18 protein-coding genes and 1 pseudogene are annotated in these 23,558 nt (G+C 64.7%); 16 read left to right on the top strand and 3 right to left on the bottom strand.

All coding sequences use genetic code 11. The features are described 5' to 3' along the window. Nucleotides 1-67 precede the first annotated feature (67 nt). The 4 genes from ASD80_RS03410 (at nt 68) to ASD80_RS03425 (ending at nt 7,160) form a co-directional block, all read left to right on the top strand. Nucleotides 68-1,651 (top strand): peptide ABC transporter substrate-binding protein, encoded by a 1,584-nt coding sequence (locus tag ASD80_RS03410; protein WP_056229004.1) that lies wholly within the window; start codon nt 68-70, stop codon nt 1,649-1,651. A 203-nt stretch (nt 1,652-1,854) separates the two neighbouring features. Next, nucleotides 1,855-5,259: a bifunctional proline dehydrogenase/L-glutamate gamma-semialdehyde dehydrogenase PutA gene (gene putA, locus ASD80_RS03415; protein WP_056229007.1), complete on the top strand. Its 3,405-nt coding sequence runs from the start codon at nt 1,855-1,857 to the stop codon at nt 5,257-5,259. A 129-nt stretch (nt 5,260-5,388) separates the two neighbouring features. Continuing rightward, nucleotides 5,389-6,489, top strand: coding sequence for a M24 family metallopeptidase (locus tag ASD80_RS03420; RefSeq protein WP_056229010.1), 1,101 nt, complete (start codon nt 5,389-5,391; stop codon nt 6,487-6,489). 122 nt (nt 6,490-6,611) lie between these two features. Further along, entirely contained in the window at nt 6,612-7,160 is a 549-nt protein-coding gene (locus ASD80_RS03425; RefSeq protein WP_244488930.1) for a GNAT family N-acetyltransferase, read from the top strand. Nucleotides 7,161-7,187: 27 nt separating this feature from the next. On the opposite strand, the gene ASD80_RS03430 is transcribed toward ASD80_RS03425, so the two are convergent. The 3 genes from ASD80_RS03430 to ASD80_RS03440 form a co-directional block, all read right to left on the bottom strand. Continuing rightward, on the bottom strand, nt 7,188-8,699 hold the full coding sequence (locus ASD80_RS03430; protein WP_056229016.1) for an alpha-N-arabinofuranosidase: 1,512 nt from the start codon (nt 8,697-8,699) through the stop codon (nt 7,188-7,190). Nucleotides 8,700-9,024: 325 nt separating this feature from the next. Beyond that, nucleotides 9,025-9,954, bottom strand: coding sequence for an ArsR/SmtB family transcription factor (locus ASD80_RS03435; RefSeq protein WP_056229017.1), 930 nt, complete (start codon nt 9,952-9,954; stop codon nt 9,025-9,027). A gap of 67 nt (nt 9,955-10,021) precedes the next feature. Next, nucleotides 10,022-10,921, bottom strand: coding sequence for a LysR family transcriptional regulator (locus ASD80_RS03440; protein WP_056229020.1), 900 nt, complete (start codon nt 10,919-10,921; stop codon nt 10,022-10,024). A gap of 165 nt (nt 10,922-11,086) precedes the next feature. On the opposite strand from ASD80_RS03440, the gene ASD80_RS03445 reads away from it, so the two are divergent. From ASD80_RS03445 to ASD80_RS03500, 12 genes and pseudogenes are all read left to right on the top strand, one after another. Next, entirely contained in the window at nt 11,087-12,277 is a 1,191-nt protein-coding gene (locus ASD80_RS03445) for an NAD(P)/FAD-dependent oxidoreductase (RefSeq protein WP_056229024.1), read from the top strand. Then, a complete protein-coding gene (locus ASD80_RS03450; RefSeq protein WP_056229027.1) occupies nt 12,274-12,534 on the top strand; it encodes a 2Fe-2S iron-sulfur cluster-binding protein in 261 nt (86 codons plus the stop codon). Before ASD80_RS03445 ends, ASD80_RS03450 begins: the two co-directional genes overlap by 4 nt. Continuing rightward, on the top strand, nt 12,531-13,847 hold the full coding sequence (locus ASD80_RS03455; RefSeq protein WP_056229029.1) for an FAD-dependent oxidoreductase: 1,317 nt from the start codon (nt 12,531-12,533) through the stop codon (nt 13,845-13,847). Before ASD80_RS03450 ends, ASD80_RS03455 begins: the two co-directional genes overlap by 4 nt. A gap of 5 nt (nt 13,848-13,852) precedes the next feature. Then, nucleotides 13,853-15,253, top strand: a pseudogene (locus ASD80_RS03460) (aldehyde dehydrogenase family protein). A 13-nt stretch (nt 15,254-15,266) separates the two neighbouring features. After that, entirely contained in the window at nt 15,267-16,001 is a 735-nt protein-coding gene (locus ASD80_RS03465) for a 4-hydroxy-tetrahydrodipicolinate reductase (RefSeq protein WP_056229034.1), read from the top strand. A gap of 24 nt (nt 16,002-16,025) precedes the next feature. Continuing rightward, nucleotides 16,026-16,922 carry a 4-hydroxy-tetrahydrodipicolinate synthase gene (dapA, locus tag ASD80_RS03470; protein ID WP_056229037.1) on the top strand — a complete coding sequence of 299 codons (897 nt, stop codon included), beginning with the start codon at nt 16,026-16,028 and terminating at the stop codon, nt 16,920-16,922. A gap of 135 nt (nt 16,923-17,057) precedes the next feature. Further along, nucleotides 17,058-17,888: a transporter substrate-binding domain-containing protein gene (locus ASD80_RS03475; RefSeq protein ID WP_056229152.1), complete on the top strand. Its 831-nt coding sequence runs from the start codon at nt 17,058-17,060 to the stop codon at nt 17,886-17,888. A 53-nt stretch (nt 17,889-17,941) separates the two neighbouring features. Continuing rightward, a complete protein-coding gene (locus ASD80_RS03480) occupies nt 17,942-18,607 on the top strand; it encodes an amino acid ABC transporter permease (protein ID WP_056229040.1) in 666 nt (221 codons plus the stop codon). 32 nt (nt 18,608-18,639) lie between these two features. Beyond that, nucleotides 18,640-19,407, top strand: coding sequence for an amino acid ABC transporter ATP-binding protein (locus ASD80_RS03485; RefSeq protein ID WP_056229043.1), 768 nt, complete (start codon nt 18,640-18,642; stop codon nt 19,405-19,407). Between the two features lie 12 nt (nt 19,408-19,419). After that, nucleotides 19,420-20,490, top strand: a complete 1,071-nt coding sequence (locus ASD80_RS03490; protein WP_056229046.1) for a saccharopine dehydrogenase family protein — start codon at nt 19,420-19,422, stop codon at nt 20,488-20,490. A gap of 374 nt (nt 20,491-20,864) precedes the next feature. Next, nucleotides 20,865-22,154 carry a peptidoglycan-binding domain-containing protein gene (locus tag ASD80_RS03495; protein ID WP_082555026.1) on the top strand — a complete coding sequence of 430 codons (1,290 nt, stop codon included), beginning with the start codon at nt 20,865-20,867 and terminating at the stop codon, nt 22,152-22,154. 165 nt (nt 22,155-22,319) lie between these two features. Next, nucleotides 22,320-23,549, top strand: coding sequence for a peptidoglycan-binding domain-containing protein (locus ASD80_RS03500; protein ID WP_056229052.1), 1,230 nt, complete (start codon nt 22,320-22,322; stop codon nt 23,547-23,549). Nucleotides 23,550-23,558: the final 9 nt, after the last annotated feature.

Below are 23,558 nucleotides of genomic sequence, written 5' to 3' on the forward strand. Positions count from 1 at the left end.
CAGGCATGCCGCCGGCAAGACACGAGAAAAGGCGGGGCAAGCTCGCCGCAAAACAGGAGAGAAGACGATGACCAAGCACTTCCTGCCGCTGCTGACCGCAGCCTTCCTCGCCTCCACATCAGGCGCCTTCGCCGCGGGTGAACTGACCTATGTGGTCAACAACGAGTCCGCCAAATACGATCCCGGCACCACCGCCGAAACCTTCGCCGCCCCTATCATCGGCAACACCTTCGAGGGCCTGGTCCGCTTCGACGCCAACAACGAAATCGTCCCCGCCCTCGCCGAAAGCTGGGATGTCTCCGACGACGGCCTGACCTACACCTTCCACCTGCGCGATGCGAACTGGTCCGACGGCAACCCCGTCGTGGCCGGCGATTTCGTCTATGCCTGGACCCGCGTGCTCGATCCGGCCACCGGCGCCATGAACGCCCCCATGCTCTTCTCCATCGTCGGCGCCGAAGAAGCCTATGCCGCCCCCGGCAGCGAAGGCACGATCGAAATCCACGCCCCCGACGACAAGACCCTCACCTTCACCCTCAAGCAGCGCGTCCCCTACATGATGCAACTGCTGACCTACACCACCTTCTTCCCGGTCCGTCAGGACGTGGTGGAAGCCGATCCCGAAGGCTGGACACGCAATCCCGCCACCTTCATCGGCACCGGCCCCTTCCGCGTCACCGAGTTCAACCAGGGCGAATCCGTCGTCTTCGAGAAGAACCCGGAATATTACGACGCCGATGCGGTTTCCCTCGATAAGCTCACCTTCCGCCTGATCCCCGATCCGGCCACCGCGCTCGCCGCCATGGAAGCCGGCGATGTCGACGGCATTGAATCCGTCCCCGCTCCGGAAATCCCGCGTCTCTCAGTCGAATCCGACGCCTTCATGGTCGTGCCCGCTCTCGGCACCACCTATGCCTTCTTCAATCCGCACCAGGCACCGCTCGACAATATCAAGGTCCGCCAGGCCCTCTCCATGGCCATCGATCGCGAGGAAATCGTCGAATTCGTACTGCAATCGGCCGATATTCCGGCCCTCGGCCTCGTGCCTCCCGGCATGACCATTGCCGGCGAGGAGTTCACCACCGGCCGAGATACCTTCGGCCTCGCCCCCACGGCAGAGGTGGAGGAAGCCCAGGCTATGCTGGCCGACGCCGGCTACCCCAATGGCGAAGGCTTCCCCGATACGCTCTTCGTCACCTATTCATCCCCGCCGATCGAAAAGCTGCTCGAAGCCATCCAGCAGATGTGGAAGCAGAACCTCAATATCGACGTCGATATCCAGGCCACCGAATGGCAGGTCTTCTATCCCGAGGTGCAGAAGGTCGAGTACCAGATCGCCCAGATGGGCTGGGGTGCCGACTATCCGCACCCCATGACCTTCCTCGACAACTTCGTCACCGGCAGCCCCAATAACCTGGCCAATTGGTCCAACCCGGATTACGACGCGGCCATCGCCGCCTCAAAGGCCACGGGCGACGAGGCCGAGTCCCTTGCCGAAATGCGCAAGGCCGAGGCGATCCTGATGAACGACCACGTCATCCTGCCGCAATACCACCGCAACAACTACATGATGATGAGCCCCGAAGTGATGGGCTTCTGGCGCTCCACGCTGAACGTCCCGTATTTCCGGGATGCCCATTTCATGGAGTGAGGCGCCGAACGTGCCGCAATGACGGAGCCCCCCTCGCCCCTTGTGGGAGAGGGGGGTAATTTCTTCGTTCAGAAGAAATTACCGGGTGAGGGGTCCTGCGCCATCCGATGCTGCAATGCTCGTGGAACCAACCACCTCATCCGCCCTTCGGGCACCTTCTCCCGCGAGGGGAGAAGGGCAATGCCCCCAGTCCAGGTGTCCTCATGTCCATCACCGCCATCCGCCACGCCCTCCGCACCCGGAACCTGGCCGACGAATCCACCCTCGTTCACGACCTCATCGCCGCCACCGGCCTTGATGCCACGGCACGCCAATCCATCTCCACCCATGCCGAAGCCCTCGTCACCTCGGTCCGCCAGGGCAATCGCCTCGGCCTCATGGAGTCCTTCCTCGCCGAATACGGGCTCGCCACCGACGAGGGCGTCGCCCTCATGTCCCTGGCCGAAGCGCTGCTCCGCGTCCCCGATGCCGAAACTGTGGACGCCCTCATCCACGACAAGGTCGGCGGCTCCGATTGGGCCACCCATTTCGGCGCCTCGCCCAACCAACTGGTCAATTTCTCCTCCTGGGCCCTCAGCCTCACCGCTGATGTTCTCGGTGACCCCGAAATCGGCCCCAGAAACGCCCTCCACCGCGCCATTGCCCGCCTCGGCGAACCGGTCATCCGCACCGCCGTCGCCCAGGCCATGCGCCTCCTCGGCAGCCAGTTCGTCTTCGGCCGCACCATAGACGAAGCCGTGGTCAATGCGAGGAAGCCCGAAGCCCACGGCTACCGCTATTCCTACGACATGCTCGGCGAAGCCGCCCGCACCGCCGCCGACGCGTCCCGCTATTTCGACGCTTATGCCCGCGCCATCGCTACCCTGGCCCCCCAGTGCACGGCAAAATCCGTCCGCGACAATCCCGGCATCAGCGTAAAACTCTCCGCCCTCCACCCGCGCTACGAGTTCGCGCAACGCCACCGCGTCATGGCCGAACTGGTTGATCGGACTCGGCAATTGGCTCTGTCGGCCAAGGCCGCGAATATGGGTTTCAACATCGATGCCGAGGAAGCCGACCGGCTCGATCTCTCCCTCGACGTCATCGCCGCAGTCCTCGCCACGCCGGACCTGGCCGGCCGGGATGGTTTCGGCGTCGTCGTCCAGGCCTATGGCAAGCGCGTCCTGCCGCTGATCGACTGGCTCGACACCACCGCCAGATCTCTCGATCGCCGCATCATGGTCCGCCTCGTCAAGGGCGCCTATTGGGATGCCGAAATCAAGCGCGCCCAGGTCCTTGGCCTCCCCGGCTACCCCGTCTTCACCCGCAAGGCAGCCACCGACATCAGCTACATCGCCGCCGCCAGAAAGCTCTTCGCCGCGTCCAGCATCTACCCCCAATTCGCCACTCACAACGCCCACACCGCCAGCGCCGTCCTCCACCTCGCCGCGGAAGCGGGCAGGGGCACCGGCACCTACGAATTCCAGCGCCTCCACGGCATGGGCGAGCGCCTGCACGACGTCCTGCGCACCCACCACGGCACCCGCACCCGCATTTACGCCCCGGTCGGCGCCCACAAGGACCTGCTCGCCTATCTCGTCCGCCGCCTCCTTGAGAACGGCGCCAACGGCTCCTTCGTCTACCAGATCGCCGACGAAGACATCCCGGCGAGTGTCGTTGCCGAAGACCCCATAGACAAGGTTCTCGCGCTGGACACCGTCCCTAACCCAGCCATCCCATCCCCCTCCGCCATCTTTGCCCCGCGCCGGAACTCCACCGGTCTCGATCTCACCGACCCCACCGCCTTCCCGGCAATGGAATCCGCCCGCGCCACCTTCCAGACAATGCAGTGGCACGCCGAACCTCTCTTCACCTCTCCCCCAGGCGGAGAGGTCGACCCGAAGGGGAGGGCGAGGGGGCCTTCCACGTCGCTCACCAACCCCGCCGATCCCACCGACTCCGTCGGCACCGTCACCAATGCCACCGCCGCCGACATTGCCTCGGCAATCGCCGCCGCCACCGCCTCCCCCTGGCCACGGATGTCAGTGCAAACCCGCGCCAACCTCCTCCGCGTCGCGGCCGACCTCTACGAATCCCACCGTCCCGAACTCTTCGCCCTCCTCGCCCGCGAGGCCGGCAAGACCTGGGCCGATGCCGTGTCCGAAATCCGCGAAGCCGTCGATTTCCTCCGCTACTACGCCGAGCAAGCCGAGGCCCAATCCCTCGCCTCGCCCCGGGGCCCCATCGCCGCCATCTCCCCGTGGAATTTCCCGCTCGCCATCTTCACCGGCCAGATCGCCGCTGCCCTCGTCACCGGCAATCCCGTCCTCGCCAAGCCCGCCCCGCAGACCCCGCTCATCGCCTTCCGCGCCGTCCAGCTCATGCACCAGGCCGGCATTCCCACCCACGCCATCCAGTTGCTCCCCGGCGCTGCCGAAGTCGGCACGGCGCTCACCTCCGATCCGCGCATTTCAGGCGTCGTCTTCACCGGCTCCCTGCCCACCGCCCGCAGGATTGACTGCGCCATGGCCACCCATCTCGCGTCTACGGCTCCCCTCATCGCCGAAACCGGCGGCCTCAACGCCATGATCGTGGATTCCACCGCGCTCCCCGAACAGGCCGTGCGCGACATTCTCGCCTCCGCCTTCCAGTCCGCCGGCCAGCGCTGCTCGGCCCTGCGCGTCCTCTACCTGCAGGAAGACGCGGCAGAACGAACCATCGAGATGCTGAAAGGCGCGATGGACGAACTGACCATGGGCAATCCCTGGCACCTCGCCACCGATATCGGCCCCGTCATCGACGAAGCCGCCAGATCAAAAATCCAAGCCCATATCGACACTTACGAGAAAAACGGGAATCTGATTCATCGCTTGAAGTTGCCGGCCCAGGGCACCTTCGTCACCCCCACCGTCCTGCGCATCGATGGCATCGTCGATCTCACCGAAGAAATCTTCGGCCCCGTCCTCCACATCGCCACCTTCAAATCCGATGAACTGGATGCGGTGATCTCCGCCGTCAACGCCTCGGGCTACGGCCTTACCTTCGGCCTCCACACCCGCATTTCGTCACGCGTCCGCCAGGTCTCGAACAGCGTCCGCGCCGGCAATATCTACGTCAACCGCAACCAGATCGGTGCCGTGGTCGGCTCACAGCCCTTCGGCGGCGAAGGCCTCTCCGGCACCGGCCCCAAAGCCGGCGGCCCGCACTACCTGCCGCGCTTCACCTTGGGCCACCGCCCCGCCCAGACAGCGCCGCTCCCGCTGCCCGGCCCCACCGGCGAAAGCAACATCATGCACGTTGCGCCGCGCGGCACGCTCCTCTGCCTCGGCCCCACGCCATCAGATCACCAGGCCCAGGCCACCATGGCCGCCCTATCAGGCAATACCGCCATTCTGGCCAATCTGGATCTCGACGCCCTGACCCACGCGACCACTTTCGACGCGGTGGTTTATTTCGCCACCGATGCCAATCTCCGTGCCATCCGCATCGCCCTTAGCGTCCGCGGCGGCGCCATCATCCCCCTGCTGACCACACCCGACGATGCCGCCCGCCTCCTCGTCGAACGCCACGTCTGCATAGACACCACCGCAGCCGGCGGCAATGCCGGCCTCATGGCGCAGGCGGGGTGACACGACATCAAGGTCATTCCCGCGACCGCGGGAATCTCGGTTTCACTTTGCCGCATTGCAACGGAGGTTCCGCTTTCGCGGGAGTGACCCCATGATAGAAACATCGACCAGTCCAGTTTTGAGCCACTCATGAATCCCACCCTCACCAAACGCCTCGCCGATCTCCGCGCCCGCATGGCCGCAACCCATACCGATCTCGTGGTCATCGGCCCCTCCAGCCACATGCTTTACCTGGCCGATCTCTCGCCGCACGGTGATGAGCGCCCAGTGCTGCTCATGGTCTCGCCCAGCTATGCCGGCTTGCTCATGCCCGCGCTCAATGTCGACAGCGCCCGCCAGCACACCGATCTGCCCTTCTTTGCCTGGGCCGATGCCGATGGTCCCGACGCGGCCTTGCAGGATTTGCTCAACGCATCGGGTGTTCCCCGCATCAGCCCCTCCATCGTGCTCGATGAAACCATGCGCGCCGATTTCGCCCTGCTGGCGCTCGATGCGCTGCCCGGCGCGCATCGCCGCTTCACCCAGGACACGGTCGGCTATCTTCGCTCCCGCAAGGACGCGGCCGAATATGATGCCCTCAAGAAAAGCGCCGTGCTCAACGACGCCGCCATGGCTGCCGGCTTCGCCGCCCTTCGCCCCGGCATCACCGAGCGCGACGTCGCCACCGTCATCCGCGCCTTCTACAAGGCCCATGGCGCCACCACCGAATTCTGCTCGGTCTGCTTCGGCCCCAATGGCGCCTTCCCGCATCACCACACCGGCGATACCCGGCTCAAGCCCGGCGACGCCGTCCTCATCGATACCGGCGCCCGCATCCACGGCTATCCCTCCGACATGACCCGCGTCGGCTTCCTCGGCTCCGCCCCCGAAGGCTTTGGCCAGATCCACTCCATTCTCGACCGCGCCGTCACCGCCGCCATCGCCGCCGCCAGGCCCGGTGCCCGCGCCAGCGATGTCGACAAGGCGGCGCGCGACGTCATTGCCGCTGCCGGCTATGGCCCCAATTTCCTGCATCGCACCGGCCACGGCCTCGGCATCGACATCCACGAGACCCCCTACATAACGGCGACCTCCGATACCGTGCTGGAAGACGGCATGGTCTTTTCCATCGAGCCGGGCATTTACCTGCAAGGCCAGTTCGGCCTGCGCCTCGAGGAAATCGTCATCATCCGCAACGGCGCCGCCGAAATCCTCTCCGACATGCCGAGAACGGCCGTGGTCGGCGGGTAGGATAAGAGTGGAGTTCACCTCCCCTGATGGGAGGGAAGCGAGATAGGACGTAGCTTCAGCTAAGTCCGTTGAATCGAGCAGGGTGGGGTATCTCCGGCTCGCTACCATACGAGATGCACGACATGCCCCCGACCCTCACTACGCCCCGCCTCACCCTCCGCGCCCACATCGCGGCCGATTTCCCGGCCTGCTGCACCCTCTGGACCGACCCCGATGTTGTCAGGTTCATCGGCGGTCGTCCCAATACGCCCGAGGAAGTATGGTCCCGCATCCTGCGCCATGCCGGCCACTGGCAATTGCTCGGCTATGGCTATTTCCTCGCCACTACCGGCGACACCGGTGCCGTGGTCGGCGAATTCGGCCTCGCCAACTTCCATCGCGATATCACACCGTCCTTCGGCGACACGCCGGAAGCCGGCTGGGCCATGCTGCCGCAATATCAGGGCAGGGGCCTCGCCCGCGAAGCGCTCGCCGCCATTCTCGCCTGGGCCGACCGGTCCATGCCCCGCACCGTTTGCATGATCGACCCCGCCAACACCGCCTCGCTCAGCCTGGCCGGCAAGCTCGGCTATGCCCAATATGCCAGCACCACCTACAAGGACCATGCGATGCTTCTGTTCGAGCGCCGCACTTTCACGCGCACCCCTCGCGAAATGCTAACAGTACGCTAACGAATTCGACCTGGATGCGAAGCCGTTTCAGACCTTCACACGCACCATCTGGTACGAATAGGGCGGCAGCGTCACGCTCAGCAATCCGCCCTCCAGCCGGGCGCCGGAGCCCTTTCGCGGCGCCACTTCCGCCTGGTTCCGCGCCGTATTCACCGCCTCCAGGTCGTTATGGGTCATCACCTGGTGGTCGATCACCTTATCCCCGGCGAAGCCCTGCAGGCTCAGCGCCACGTCGATGGCCTCCGTCCCATGCCGGTTGACCAGGAAAAAGCTCAGTACGCCGTCCGCCTCGTCATGCACGCCTGACACGTCCACATAGGGCGTATTGTCCTGATGAATGCTGTCATAGCCCGGCGAATTGACGATGAGATTCAACGCCGTACCCCGCCCGAAGCGCGAGGCGAAATAATAAGGGTAATAGATCGTCTGCGCCCAGGCCGGGCCGCCCTTTTCCGTCATGATCGGGGCGATCACATTCACCAGTTGCGCGATGCAGGCGATCTTCACCACGTCCGAGCGGCGGATGAAGGTGTTGAGGATCAGCCCCACCATCAGCACGTCTTCGAAATTGTAGATGTCTTCCAAAAGCCCCGGCGCATGCGGCCAGCCGCCATTGCCGTCGAGAATGGCGCGGTCCTGCTTGTTGGAATGGTACCAGACATTCCATTCATCGAATGAAATCGTGACGTCCCGCTTGCTCTTCCGCTTGGCCTTCACCTGCAAAATGGTGGAGGCCACCGTCTCGATATAGCGATCCAGCTTATGGTTCAGCGCCAGATAGTTGGCCGTGTTCTTCTCGCGATTGGCAAAGTACATGTGCAGGCTGATATGATCGACATGATCATAGGTATGCTCCAGCACGATGCGCTCCCAGTCGGGATAGCTCGCCATGTCCGAATTGGATGACCCGCAGACGATCAGCTCCAGCGATTTGTCGAACATGCGCATGGCCCGCGCCGTATTGGCGGCCAGCTTGCCATACTCGGCCGCATCCTTGTGGCCAACCTGCCACGGCCCGTCCATCTCATTGCCCAGGCACCACATTTTGACATTCCAGGGGTCCTTGCGGCCGTTCTTGATGCGCAGGTCGCTCCAATAGCTGCCGCCGGGATGGTTCACATATTCGAGGAAGTTCCGCGCCTCGTCGACGCCGCGTGACCCCAGGTTTACCGCCAGCATCATCTCCGTGCCGACCGTCGCGCACCAGTCGGCGAATTCATGCACGCCCACCGCGTTGCTCTCGGACGTATGCCAGGCCAGGTCGAGCCGCGTCGGACGCCGGTCGCGTGGCCCGATACCGTCCTCCCAATTATAGGCGGAAACAAAGTTACCCCCGGGGTAGCGCACCACGGGTACACTGAGATCCTTGACCAGCTTGACCACATCGCCGCGCATGCCGTTCTTGTCGGCGGTGGAATGGTCGGGCTCATAGATGCCCTCGTAGATTGCCCGCCCCAGATGTTCGAGAAAGGCCCCATAGACCCGGTCATCGATCTTGCTGATCGTGAAATCCCTGTGCGCGACGACCGAAGCTTTCATTTTATCCCCCATCCAATCCCGTTTTTCTGATTTATATCAGCTGTACGGTTGTAAATGACACTGACCGGATCGCACAAGGGGCAGGGCGGCAATAAATATGATTTTTTCTTGAGGCGAGCCGCAAATGCCTCAGTCGTCTCCCTCCCCCTTTGCGGGCTTCGAACCGGCCGAAGGCAAAATCGCTCCAGTGGAGCGATTTTAGGCGAGAAGGATCAAGGGTGGGGGGATGTTTAGCCCCGGTATTTAGGCCAAACCACGACCCCTCCCGACCTCCCCCGTCAAGGGGGAGGAGCCGCGCGGTGGTCGTGGTGAGACCATACCCGCCCTACCGCTCCGTCTGCAGCCGCATGATGATTTCCTGGTCGTAATTCCCAAACCCGCGTCCGAAAATATTGATGCCCCCCGGATGTTTAGCCTCGTCCTTCACCCCGATCCGCAACCGGATCGAGTGGTGGTTGTCCAGGTCCAGATCCACCAGCGAGACCGACGAGATTTTCACCCCGTCGACATAGCTGCCATCGGCCGTCACCCGCCAGCTCTTGAGCTTGCCATATTGGCTGCCCTTGAGCTTCCACCAGTCCGGCGTATAGACGCCGCGTTTGTCCCCGAAGTCGCCGGGGCTGGTCCAGGTACCGATTTCGGTGCCGTTGACTACCAGCGTAATGTCGCTCGGCCAGTCCGCCGAGGTGCCGGGCACCTCGCTGCTCAGCTCCATCGAGAACTCCATCGTCTCGATCGTGTTCCCGCTCAGCCTGGCATTGTTGGGAAACTGGTATTCCACATAGCCCCGCGTGAACCAGATCAGCCCGGCCTTCATCCGGTCCGGATCGAGAAACGTATCCGGCACGTCCAGCAAGCCGATTATGCCGTCGATCGAGCACAGCCCGCACGGCGCCGATACCGCGCAACTGGTATAGAGCCCGATCGGCATCGCCACCTCGATTGTGTTCGATTTCATCGGATTGATGTCGTCCTTGAACATCACCAGCACTTCGTCGAACAGCGAATGGCAGATTTTCTGGCTGCCCTTGCGCGCCTTCTGCGTCTCGGTGCGGATCAGCCCCGCGCCTTCCAGGACTTGGATATTGGTCGATACCGTCGACTGTGGCAGATCGAGGTGCCGGGCTATGTCATTGCCGTTCATCGCCCCCTGCATATGCAAGAGCTTGAGGATGCTCACTCGGACGGGCGATGCCAGCCCCTTGAGCACTTCCATGCCTTCTTCGGGGTCGATGACGAGGAAGTTGCGGCTCATGGACGATCCAGGGTCAATTCGGTTCAGCAATGCCTATCAGCATTCCTGATACAATCAACCGGGCATGCTAGGATGCTTCGAGCGCCGTGCCGATCAGGCTGAGCCGGCACTGATCCTGCAATGCCCGCACATAGACGTTCCTGGCCATGAACAGCGCCTGCCCGAAATAGACCTTCACCGGCGGAATGACGTCGATCTTGACCTGCACCAGGTCAACGTCCTCCGGCCCGACGCACCACGCCGGTATGATGGCGAAGCCCAGCCCGCTTTCCACGCATTTCTTGAGGCTTGAACTGCCCGAAGCAGAGGTCGAGGCCTCGGTCTGGCCGCCCCCCTTGGCCAGGAAATCCATTGCCATGTTGCGCAATGTCTGCCCCGGCTCATAGGTGACCAGCGGCCGTCCGCGCGACCATTCGGGAATGTCGGCCGCCCGTGGCGGTGGTCCCCAGCTTCGGGGATAGACTAGGTTCAGGTGATAGGTTCCGAGCAGGCTCTGCGGCACCACGGGGTCGCCGAAGAACCGTTCGTTGATGCAGACATCGAGGCTCCCGTTCTTGACCAGCTCGGCCAGCGAGGTGTCGCGCTCATAGGCGATCACCTCAACATTGGGGAACTGCGCATGGAACTCGGCCAGCACCGCAGGCAGGAGATAGTAGAAAATCGCCTGCGGCAGGCCGATGCGCAGCACCGGGCGCTGGCTGGCCACCACCAGCGATAGCCGCTCCAGCATGATTTCCAGCTCCGGATGGAGCAGGTTGTAGAGGGCAACCCCGCGCGGCGTCAGGCGGATTTTCTTGGCGCCCTGGTCCGATTCCACCAGCCGCTCATGCATCTGCTGTTCCAGCCGACGCACGTGATTGGCGGCCGATTGGTAGCTCAGATTCAGCTCGCGTGCCGCAGCCGAATAGGACCCATGCCTCGCCACGAGGTAGAAGGTCTGGATCAGCGTCAGGTTGATTTCGGCCATGGTTCAGGCTCCTGGCGCAGATCATAGAGGCCGCCCGCAGGCGGGCAAGCCGGGGCAGGCCGAAAGGTCTACAAAAATGCTGCGCTTCACCCCCGTTTCATTTGTATCGACGCTTTCGTCGCCCCCGGACCATTGTGAAGCACCTCGTCCAGCGCGTGTTCCCGAATGCCTCAATCGACAAGCGTTTCTCCTCGCTCCCCAGGGTCTGTAGCCATCATCGGCGCCGGCATTGTCGGCATGTCGGCGGCCCACTTCCTGTCGCGGGCCGGCTGGCAGGTTACGGTCTTTGATTCCGGCGTCGTGGCGTCGGGCGCCACCGGCTCGGCCGATGGCGCCGTTTCGGTGGCCAGCAAGAAGCCGGGCCCGCTGATGACGCTGGCGGTAGCCGCCGTTCGGTTCTACGAGCGCCTGGCGGAAACCGGCGTGCTGGCCGACGAATTCATGTCCCGCTCGACCTTCATGGTCGCCGCGCAACCCGATGAACTCGATGTCCTAGAAAGCCAGTCCGCCCAGCTTGAGGCCGCCGACGTACCGGTTCGACTGCTCAAGGGCCGGGCCCTTGCCGAAACGGTCGGGGCCGCGGCTCCCGCCGCACTGGCCGCGGTGGAAGTGCAGGGCGAGGGGCATGCCGTCGGCTATCGCGTGGTCGAGCGCCTGCGCCGGCTCGGCGGCTTCACCATCCGGCGAAACTGCCGGATTCTTGGCCTGCACCATGCCGGCGGACGCGTCGACGGCGTGGTGACCGAACAGGGCATCGAGTCCTTCGACGCCGTCCTGCTCGCGGCCGGACTCGGCTCCATGGCATTCCTCGCCGGCCCCGATCTCATCCGCCCGCGCAAAGGACAGTTGATCGTCACCGACCGGGCCGACAGGGACGCGCCGCGCTTTCCCGGACCGCTGATGTCCTGCCGCTATCTGGTCAGCAAGGGCAGTCATCCGGCCGGCAACGTGACCGAGGCTCGCTCCCTCGGCCTCGTCATCGACCCCCTCAGAACCGGCCAGTTCCTCATCGGCGGCTCGCGGGAAGACCGCGACGACAAGGACGTGGCCGATGCCGATGTCATCGCCAGCCTGCTCCGCGATGCCGTGGCGCTCTCCCCTTCGCTTGCCCACCTCCGGGTCATTCGCGTCTTTGCCGGCGTCCGCGCCGCGACGCGCGATGGAATGCCGATCGTCGGCCGCGTCGGCGGCGCCGACAATGTCTGGGTCGCCACCGGCTTCGAGGGCGACGGCATCTGCCTGGGTCCGCTGATGGGGCACTTGTGCCAGCAGATGATCTGCGGTCAGCAGCCGGAACACGATATCTCCGCGCTCGATGCCGGCCGTTTCGGCCTGACACTGGCGGAGGCCGCATGACCAGCGCCGGCCAGACCTTCCTGTTCGATGGTATGGCGATCCCTTTCGCCAGCAACGAAACCATTGCCATGGCGCTCGATCGCGCCGGCATCCGCACCTTCGGTTCCGGCCAGGGCAGCAGCGCCGGCCGCTATTTCTGCGGCATCGGCGCCTGCCAGGCCTGCATCGTCTCGGTGGATGGCACGCGGATGGAAGCCTGCCTCACCCCGGCCCGCAAAGGCCTGCAGGTCGCCCGCATCGCATCGGTGTTGCCATGACCGGCATGGAGGTTCTCGTCATCGGCGGTGGCCCGGCCGGCGTCTCGGCGGCGCTGGAGATGGCGCGCGGCGGGCTCAACGTAACGCTCTGCGAACAGGGCCCCCGCCTCGGTGGCGCAATTCATCGCCAGCCCGACGATCCGGCAAGGCGCCTTCGCGTGCCCAGGGCGCAGCGGCGACGCTGGCGGACTCTGGCCGAGGCCCTGTCGATGAGCCCGGTGGAAATTCTCTGCCGGCACATGTTTGCCGGCGTCGAGGGTAGCGGCGCCGTGCTGCTTGAAGATCGCGCCAGCGGCCGCATTGTCACCCGCCGCCCGGCGGCGCTGGTGTTGGCATTGGGCGGCGTTGAACGCGTGACGCCCGTGCCGGGGTGGCAATTGCCCGGCGTCGTCACTGTCGGTGGCTTGCAGGTGATGATGAAATCCACCGGCCGGGCGCCCGAAGGCGACATATTGATCGCCGGCTCGGGCCCACTGCTGCTCGCGGTCGCTGCTCAACTGACCGCGCTCGGCAAGGCGCCCGTCGCGGTTCTGGAGCGCAGCACCGGTCCGCTATCGCTGCGCGCCGTCGCCGGGCTGATCCGGGCCCCCGCCTATCTCTGGGAGGCTGCGGGCTATCTATCGAGGCTGATACGGGCCGGCATACGCCTGCAACGCGGCGCGTCGGTCCGCTCGATCGCGCCGGCGGGCAATCGGCTGTCGGTCACCATTGTTGATAATATCGGCCTTGAACGGCGGCTGGTCGTCGATCGGGTGGCTCTGCATGATGGCCTGCTGCCCAACGGTAACGGCACCGCAGCCGCGCCCGCCGGCCCGTTCACCGTGCTGGCCGGCGATTGCCGGGAAGTGCTGGGCGGCGTTGCCGCCATTGCCGATGGCCGTCTGGCCGGGCAGGCCGTGCTCGCAAAGCTGGGGCTGGCCGGTTCCGATAGCGCGGGCTCTGCCGCCACGCTGCAACATGAACGACGCACGCAATCGGCTCTCAATACGCTCTTCGACTATTCCGGCGGCGATGCGGCGCAACTGCCCGACGACACCGTGATCTGCCGCTGCGAAGGGCGTACGCTCGGGCAGCTTCGCGCGCTGCTGGCGGCGGATGACCGGGTTTCTGCGCGCGAGATCAAGCTCAATGGTCGCTTCGCCATGGGCGCCTGTCAGGGCCGCTTCTGCGCCGAATGGGTGGCCGCCTATGTGGCCAGCCAGCGCGACGGCCAGCCCCCGCAAGTGGCCGAGATCGTTGGCAGCCGCTGGCCGGTCAAGCCCGTTTCCGTTTCGGCTTTCGTCGAACGTCATCCTTCCAGCCCATCAGAGTGAGTGCCGTGTCCCCATTGTCCCAGCTTGCCAAAAAAAACGACGGCACCCGCATCGACGTCGCCTCGCCCTATGACGGCCGCATGGTGGGTCAGGTGGCGCTGGCCAGTCCCGGCGCCATCGCCGATGCGGTGTTCGGCGCTCATGTCGCGCAAGCCGAATTCGCCTTCTCCACCCCCGCCCAGCGCCGCGACCTGCTCAATGCCCTGGCCGCCGCCGTCGCCAATGAGGCGGAATCGCTGGCCCAGCTCATCTGCGCAGAAGTCGGCAAGACCATTGCCGAGGCCCGCAATGAGGTGCGGCGCGCCCAGAACACTCTGCGCCTCTCGGGCGATGCCGCCACCTTTCTCGATGGCGAAGTGCTCCATTGCGGCATTGTCGCCGGCGGCGCCAATCGCCAGGCCGTCATCACCTATGAACCGGCAGGTGTTGTCGGCGCCATCACGCCCTTCAACTATCCGCTCAATCTGCTGTGCCACAAGCTCGGCCCCGCCATCGCCGCTGGCAATGCCGTGGTGGCCAAACCGTCCCCCAAGGCGCCACTCGCGGCCCAGCGCCTCGCCGAACTAGCCCTCGAAGCCGGCTTCCCCCGACACCTGTTCCAGATCGTGCATGGCGGCGCCGCCGAGGCCCTGACCCTGGCCCGCACCGCCATCGATCTGCTGAGCTTCACCGGCGGCCCCGCCGCCGGCCTTGCCCTCAAGAATGCCGCCGGCCTCGTCCGCTGCCTCATGGAACTGGGCGGCAATGACCCGCTCTTCGTCATGCCCGACGCCGACCTGCCGGCCGCGATCAACACCACCATCGCCCAGCGCTACGAAATCGCCGGCCAGAGCTGCGCCGCCGTCAAGAAGCTCTATCTCCATGCCGATATCCACGACGACATGCTCGACGCCGTGGTTGAAGTCGCCAAGGCGGTGCGCCATGGCGATCCACTCGATCCCGCCACCCAGATGGGCCCGGTCATCGACGCACAATCGGCCACGCAGGTCCGCGCGCGCATGGAGGCCGCAACAGCCTCCGGCGCCCGCCTGCTCGCCGGTGGCACGGGGCAGGGGGCCATGCTGGCGCCATCAGTCATCGCCGACGTGCCCCCCGACAGCGATCTCTTTGCCCAGGAAACCTTCGGCCCGGTCATTTCGGTCCGCCGCTTCACCGATGTCGGCGCCGCCATTGCCGAGGTCAATGCCGGCGCCCATGGCTTGCAGGCCGGCGTCTTCAGCAACGATCACGCCGTGCTCAAGCGCTTCTCGCGCGAACTCCGCGTCGGTGGCGTAATGATCAATTAAGGCCCCGATTTCCGCGCCGAACATGTCCCCTTCGGTGGCATCAAGAGCAGCGGCCTCGGCCGCGAAGGCGTGCGCATCGCGCTGCGCGAAATGAGCGAAACCAAGGTCGTCATCGACTAGGGGAGGGCACACTATGCGCATCGCAGTTTTCGGAGCCTCCGGCCGGGTCGGCACCCGCCTGGTCGAAGCCATCCTCACCGATCCGGGCCTGGAACTGGCCGCCGCGCATGTGTCGCCCGGCTCACCCTGGATCGGCCGTCAGGTCGGCAATACCGTCATCGAATACCGGCCGGCCGAAGCCGCCATCAACGCCCATTGCGACGCTATCATCGATTTCTCCTCGCCATCGGGCAGCCTTTACCTGCAGCGCATGGCCGGCCAGCGCCCCGTGCCCATTGTCATCGGCACCACCGGCTTTGCCGATGCCGACCTGGCCGAAATCAACGCCGCCGCCCGCTATCGCCCTATTCTCACTGGCGCCAACTTCGCCCTGGGCTTCACTGCCTTCGCCCGCAACGCCCGCCAGTTCGCCGCCGCCCATCCCGGCGCCGGCATCGCCATCGAGGAAACCTATCATCGCCGCAAGAAGCGCGCGCCCTCGGGCACCTCGCTTCTGCTGGCCCGCATCCTGCATGAGGCGCAGGCAACCACCGCCGGTGCCAGCCCTCCGGAGCCAGAAATCCACGTCCATCGTGTCGGCGACACCGTCGGCATCAACGAAGTGCGCTTCGACCTCGGCGATTCCGAGATGCGCTTCATCTTCTCGGTCGAAACCATCGCCGCTTATGCCCGCGGCGCCCTGGCTGCCGCCATTCAACTGGTCGAATCGGGCCTCGGCCCCGGCCGTCACGACGCCTTCGACCTCTGACCCCTTGCTGCAAAGGCCGCGACAATGAATTTGACCACCGCCTTCACCGGCGTCTTCACCGCCCTGGTGACGCCCTTCGATGAAAACGGCATCGACTACCCGGCCTTCGACCGCCTGGTCGAATCCCAGCTTGCCGCCGGCATCAAGGGCCTCGTCCCCGTCGGCACCACGGGCGAAGCGGCGACCCTGTCAACCGACGAAGCCGCCGCCCTGGTCGCCCGCACCGTCAAGCTGGCCGCCGGCCGCGCCTTCGTGCTGGCCGGTGCAGGCTCCAACAGTACCGAACACGCCATTGAGGCCGCCAAGGCCTGCGAAGCAGCCGGTGCCGATGGCTGTCTCGTCGTCACGCCCTATTACAACCGCCCCAGCCAGGCCGGCCTCGAGCGCCACTACGATGCCGTCGCCACCGCCATCGGCCTGCCCATCATGCTCTACAGCGTGCCCGGGCGCTGCGGTGTCGAGATTGCCCCCGAAACCGCGGCGCGCCTCCATGCCCGTCATGGCCATATCTTCGGCATCAAGGAGGCCGGCGGCCGGTCCGAACGCATCAGCGATCTGCGAGCCGCCTGCGGCCCCGATTTCGTCCTCCATTCCGGCGACGATGCCCTGGCTCTGCCCTTCATGGCGCTGGGTGCGCTGGGCGTCACCAGCGTCGTCTCCAATTACGCGCCCGAGGAAATGGTGGCCCTGGTCGCCGCCTGGCATCGCGGCGACCACGCCACCGCCTTGGCCCTGCATGACCGGATTTTTGCGCTCGCCAAGGCTTTGTTCATCGAGGGCAACCCGGTGCCCGTAAAGGAGGCCCTGGCCCTGCGCCACCAGATGGCCGGCACGGTGCGTGCGCCGCTGGCCCCGCTCGCAGCCGCCAGCCGCACCACGCTGGCCGCGGCGCTGGAAGAGTTCGCCAGGGCAAATAAATGAGCCAGGACTCTTCCAAGAAATGCCACAAGTGCGGACTGTCCGTTTGCATTGATGCAGCCCGGACGCACCTGCACTCTGAATACCGGAAGTTTGGTCAGCCATGACCATTGCCACCAGCATCAGAGGGAGAAGATGATGAAACGACTGATTACCATAATCGCCGCCGCGTGCGTGGCGATGGGCGTCGCCGCCGCGCCGGCCGTCGCCCAGCAAAGCACGATCGACCAGATCAAGGAGCGCGGCGTTCTGCGCGTCCCCGCCATCCTCAACGAGGATCCCTATTTCAACAAGGATCCGCGCACCGGCGAATGGCGCGGCTTCGTGATCGACATGGCCTCCGATATCGCCACCACATTGGGCGTCGAGCTCGAAGTAGTCGAAAGCACCTGGGCCAATTCGATCCTCGACGTGCAGTCCGGCAAGGCCGATATCGCCCTGGCGCTGACCGCCCTGCCGTCGCGCGCTTTGGCCATCTCGTTCTCGGCCCCGACCTATTACAACAGCTTCGTCATCGTCTCGCCCAAGCCCGAACTGGCTTCGGCCACCTGGGCCTCGCTCAACGATCCGTCGATAACCCTGGCGGTGGATTTGGGCTCTTCGCAGGATTTGATCACCCAACAATACCTGCCCAAGGCCAACGTGCTACGCTTCAAGACCCGTGACGAAGCCATCCTGGCCGTTGCCAGCGGCAAGGCCGATGCCATCGTCAACACGGTCCTCAACTCGGTGGTGATGGTCAAGCGCAACGCTGCTCTCGGCCAGGTCTATGTGCCCCAGCCGGTGCTGTCCTCGCCCTCGGTCATCGGCATCAACTACAATGCCGATGAGCAATTCAAGTCCTTCATCTCGGCCTGGGCCGACTACAATCGCCGCGTCGGCAACAACCAGACCTGGATCGTCAACGGCCTGGCGCCGTTCGAGATCGGGCTCGACGACCTGCCCGACAATTTCGATCTTGGCGGTTAGTCCGCTACGGCCGGGGCGAAACACGCCCCGGCCGACTCTCCAGAGGATACGCGATGCCATATAAGTGGGATTTCAGCACCGTCCTGCAGTATTGGGACCTGTTTGCCTGGGGGCTATGGCTGACCTTTGCCTATACGCTCGGCTCCATCGTCGTTGGCGTCGTCATCGGCATGATCATCTGCTTCGGCCGCCTATCCCCGTTCCGCGTCATCAGCGGGCTGGCGCGGGCCTACCAGGAAGTGTTCCGCTGCACCCCGCTGCTGGTGCAGCTCATGTGGTTCTACTACGCGCTGCCCTTGCTGATCGGCGTGACCATCGAGAACTATGTCGCGGCGATGCTCACCTTGTCGCTCTATGCCGGCTCGTTCTATTCCGAGATTTTCCGCGGCGGCATCCTGTCCATCGACAAGGGCCAGACCGAAGCCGCCAAGGCCATCGCCATGTCCGACCGCCAGGTCATGTGGCGCATCGTCATTCCGCAGGCCTTCAAGCGGGTGCTGCCCTCCTTCATCAACCAGTCGGTCATCCAGTTCAAGAATACCTCGCTGATCTCGGTGATTTCGGTGGGCGAGCTGGCCTACATGGCCGCCGTCGTCAACGGGCAGACCTACCGCCCGCTCGAAGCCTTCACCGTCGTCGCCCTGCTGTATTTCGTGGTCCTGTTCCCCATGACCCAGGCCGCCGACTATGTCGAACATCGCATGCGGGTGAGTGACTGATGGACGCGCCAGCAATTTCAGGAGAAGCGACCATGCCCCCGACCGATGCCGAGCCGGTCCTGACCGTCAGGGGCCTGGAGAAAAGCTACAACAAGCTGCGGGTGATCAAGGGCGTCGATCTCGATCTGCATCGCGGCGAGGTGCTGGCCATTATCGGCCCCTCGGGCTCGGGCAAGTCGACGCTGATCCGTTGCCTCAACCTGCTCGAAGTGCCCACCACCGGCGAGATTGCCTATAATGGCCGCCGCGTCGAGAACCGCTTCCAGTCCCGCGACGGCAATATCGGCTGCGGCGAGCTGCGCCGCCACGTCGGCATGGTGTTCCAGCATTTCAACCTCTTCCCCCACAAGACCGTGATGCAGAATATCTGCGAAGGTCCCGTCGCCGTGCTCAAGGAGCCGCGCGCCGAGGTCGAAGCGCGGGCGCTGGAACTGCTCGGCAAGGTGGGCCTGCTCGACAAGCGCGACGCTTATCCCAACCACCTCTCCGGTGGCCAGAAGCAGCGCGTCGCCATCGCCCGGGCGCTGGCCATGCGGCCCGATGTGCTGCTGCTCGACGAAGTCACCAGCGCGCTCGACCCCGAGCTGGTGGGCGAGGTGCTCCAGGTCATTCGCCTGCTCGCCCAGGACGGCATGACCATGGCCATCGTCACCCACGAAATGGCCTTCGCCGCCGACGTGGCCGACCGCGTCGCCTTCATCGATGGCGGCGTCATTGCCGAACTCGGCACGGCCGAAAGCGTCATCCGCCACCCCGCCAGCGAACGGCTGCAGGCTTTCCTTGGCCGGTTCAACGCCTGATCGGAGCATAACATGAAGGTCCTGATCATTGGCGGCGGCCGTATCGGACTGGCGGTGGCGGGCCTGTTGGCGAGCTTTGGTGGACATGAGGCGGAAATCGCCGACATAACGGGCGAGGCATTGGACCATGCTTCCCGGCGTGGCTTCCGCACACGCTATCTCGATGCCTCCCGGCGCAAGGACTGCGTCGAGGCCCTGGCCGGCTTCGATATCGTCGTCAATGCCGCACCCACGCGCCTCGCCGCAGCCATTGCCACGGCGGCCATCGAGGCCGGCACCCATTATGTCGATACCGCCGAGGACATCGCCCCGGTCAGCGATCTCGCCGCGGTCTCCGGCCACGGCAAGGTCATCCTGCCCGGCTGCGGCCTCTCGCCGGGCCTGGTCGCCAACCTCGCCGCCGAACTGGTCGATGCGCTCGAAGGCCCCATCGACATGGTGGTCCGCGTCGGCGGCCTGCCGGTGCATCCGTCCAATGGTTTCGGCTACGGCCTCTCCTGGGATGTCGATGGGCTCATCGCCGAATATACCGGGCTGTGCGAGGGCATCGTGGAAGGTCAGTTGGTCAGTTCGGCACCCCTGCAGCAATATGAGAGCTTCGTGCTCAATGGCCGTCCCTACGAGGCCTTCAGCACCGCCGGTGGCCTCGGCAGCCTCTGCGCCGCCCTCCAGCACAAGGTGCGCAATCTCAGCTTCCGCACCATCCGCTATCCCGGTCACCTGACCCTGGCACGGTTCCTGTTCGAGGATCTCGGCCTCAAGCGCCGTCGCGACATACTGCGCACCGTCCTGCGCTTCGGCGTACCCGATGTGGTCCAGGATGTCGTGGTCATCTTCATCAGCGTCCGCGGCTTCCACCAGGGCGTGCCCGCCGAACGCTCCTACGTCCGCAAGATTTACCACGAACCCATGCGCAGCCAGTTCCCGGTCACCGCCCTCAGCCACACCTCGGCGGCCCATCTCTGCACCATGATCGACCTGATCGAACAGGGCCACATAAAGGACAGGGGCGTCGCCCGCCACGAAGCCGTCCCCTTCCGGCTCATAAGTGAAAACCGCTTCATGACCCCCTTGCTGAACTAGCCTACCCCCCATCTCCGACAGGTGCCGAAGCGGCCTGCCAAGCTTCGTGCGCCGAAGCCCGGCCTTGGCAATTTCGGCGATATGGTGAATGCCGGCGTCGATTTCGCAGCCTTCAGCAACCTCGCCACTCCTCGCTTGGGATGCTGCAGGCCGGTCGCCAGTCAATGCTGTCAAGATCATGGATTGCCCGGAAGGGTCCACAGGACTGTTAGGGCTACTTGCAATTTTCAATACCCTGAACCAGAAAAGGTGCGCTAGCATTCTGTCATTTCAGGAAGCCATATTGGTTTCCGGTGACATTATTTGTTATACGACCGCGTTTGGCCAATGGGATACTAAGATCAGGCCGGACACTGACATGGGGCATAAGTGCTATGAAAGCTATCAGGGGTGCAATATTGGCGATCATGGCCGTGTTGCCGGTCATCCAGCCAACCCAGGCTGTCGCGCAGTTAGAAGATTTCGTGCGAGGCGTGGGCACCGTGATCGCCGTCTGTGCGCTGACGCAAAGCTGCGGCAACCAGCGGCCGGCGAACAACGCGCCGCGCCAGCAGGCGCCTGCCGCGCCGCGCGCGCAGCCCAATCCCACCGTCATGGCTGACCAGCAGGCACTCAACTATTTCGGCTTCCCCGCCGGCACCGCCGACGGCTTGTCCGGCAGCAAGACGCGCAACGCCATTTCCACCTACCAGGGCTATATGGGCTACCCCGTGACCGGGGCGCTGACCGACTATGAGCGCTCGACGCTGATTTCGGGATACCAGCGCGCCATGTCCGGCCTTGCCGGCCAGTATCCGAATGTAGTGGCCGCCGAAGGTCAACGAGGCCTGCTGCGCGGCATTCAGCGCGAAGCACAGGGCCTGCCTTTCGACCCCAGCGCGCGCCCGGCGGCCCCGCCGGTGGTGCAGGCGGCCGCTCAGGGTACGACGCCCACGCCACAGGCGGCAGCGCCCACCATGCCGACCTTCGCGTCCAAGCCGGTCGACGTGTCGATGACGCAGTTCTGCAGCGAAATCAACCTGCTGACCCGAGCCAATGGCAGCCCGGTCACCGCCAACTCGATCACCGATCCGCAATTTGCGCTCAACGAGCAGTTCTGCTTCGCCCGTGAGTATGCAATTTCGCGTACGCAGCAGCTTTCCGCCGAAATCCATGGCGTTTCCGATGCTGACCTGCAATTGCAGTGCGAGGGTCTCGTCGGCGTGATGGCGGCCCAGGTTGCCAGGCTGGGTGAAACCCCGGCCGCCGAGCTGACCGCCGGTGCTGCTGAATTTGTCCGCACCTTCGGCATGCCGAACGATCAGTTGATCGCCACCGGCGAAATTTGCCTCGGTCTCGGCTATCGCATCGACGACGCGGCCATCGCCGTTGCTTCGACCACGGTTCTGGTTGGCGCCGGCCGCGGTACCTATGGCGAAATGTTCGGCCATCACCTGCGCAAGGGTTTTGGCACAACGGCCAATGCCGATGCTGCCCGCGACTGGTATGGCCATGCTCTGGGTGCTCTCGACGGCGGCCAGGAACCAGCCTTCCTGCCCACTCAGAGCGCCGAACGCGCGGCGGTGATGCGCAATGCGCTCGACTTTACGACTGCTGCCGGCACCGCGCTCCCCGGCGCGACCGATGTCAGCTTGCAGTTCCCGGCCATGACCGCGGCGAACTGAGGCGACCAGACGACGACGATCGACGCAATGGCGGCCCCTCGGCCGCCATTTGCATTTGTACCGGCCTGAAGGCCGCCGATTACACGCAATGTCAAGGGCAGTTTTGGCGGGCAAGGGCTAGCATCCAGTCATCGATCAGATCTGGTTCACCTCGGAGAAGCACGCATGACCAGGATGCCTTTTCTTTCCGCCATTGCCCTTGCGGCTCTTTTGGTCCCACAGCCCGCCATCGCCTTCAGCCCCGGCGAGCTTTTCGTGCAGAAGGGCATTGAAACCACCTTCGACATCCTTCTCACCTGCGCAACGACCGACCGGTGCGGAAACAACGCGCCGACGCCTCGCCCGACCACATCCGGATCGGGCACGAATTCGGGGCCAGCGGTCCGTGTGCCGAGCCCATTGCCCAATCCGATCGTGATGGCTGACCAAACCGCGCTGGCCTATTTCGGTTTTGATCCGGGCCCGGCGGATGGTTTTTCGGGCCAGAAGACCGCGGGCGCAATCCAGCGCTTCCAGGGTCGTTTCGCGCTGCCTGTGACAGGTGTATTGGGCGATGCCGAACGATTGGCCTTGACGACGGCGCGGCAACGAGCAGAACAGCAGGGCATGCAGGACCATGGCGCGAGGCAGGCGGAGCTTGACCTCTACTACCGCCAGACCAGAAGTGTGCCCGCTCCGACACAGCAGCCCCACCCGGCGCCGGAATGGCCACTGCCCACCCTGCCGACCACGGCCCCGGCCGCCTCCATGGCCGATCATTGTGCTTTGACCGGCATGCTGACGAGTGCCAACGGCGGCCGGATGCGGGCAGACGATATCGGCGATCCGGCTCTGGCGCTCGACGAGCAATTTTGTGCCGCCCGCGACTATGCCATCCTCCTCGGCACACAGGCGGCCGCTGGACAGGACCTTGCCGGCCTGTGCGCCAGCCTGGTTGCCGACATGCGCAATGTGGTGGCAATGGCGGGCAATGCCGGGCCGGACGCAGTCGTGGCAAAGGCGACCGCCAGGGTAAGGGATATCGGCGTTGCGCCGGAGCGTCAGCGGCAGATGGGCGAGATCTGCCTGGGGACCGCCTATCGCAAGGACGACGCGGAGATGGCGCTGGCGGCCGCCGGCGTCATGCTGGCCAGCGGCAACGCGGCCTATGCCGAGATATTCGGGCACCACATCCGCCTCGGTTTTGGACTCGCCGGTAACCAGGAACGTGCCTTGCAATGGTACCGCCATGGTCTCGACGGCCTGAGGAACGGCGCCCAAGCGGCCTTTCTGCCTGCACAGAGTACGGAACGCGCGGCCATCATTGAGGCCTCGATCGCTGGCGGATCTGCCAGCATGCCGGCCGATGCCACCAGTATCGGCGCCAGTTTTACCACCAGCGACTCCTGGCGGTAGGATCAGATA

The organism is Devosia sp. Root635, assembly GCF_001427605.1.
Classification (GTDB): domain Bacteria; phylum Pseudomonadota; class Alphaproteobacteria; order Rhizobiales; family Devosiaceae; genus Devosia.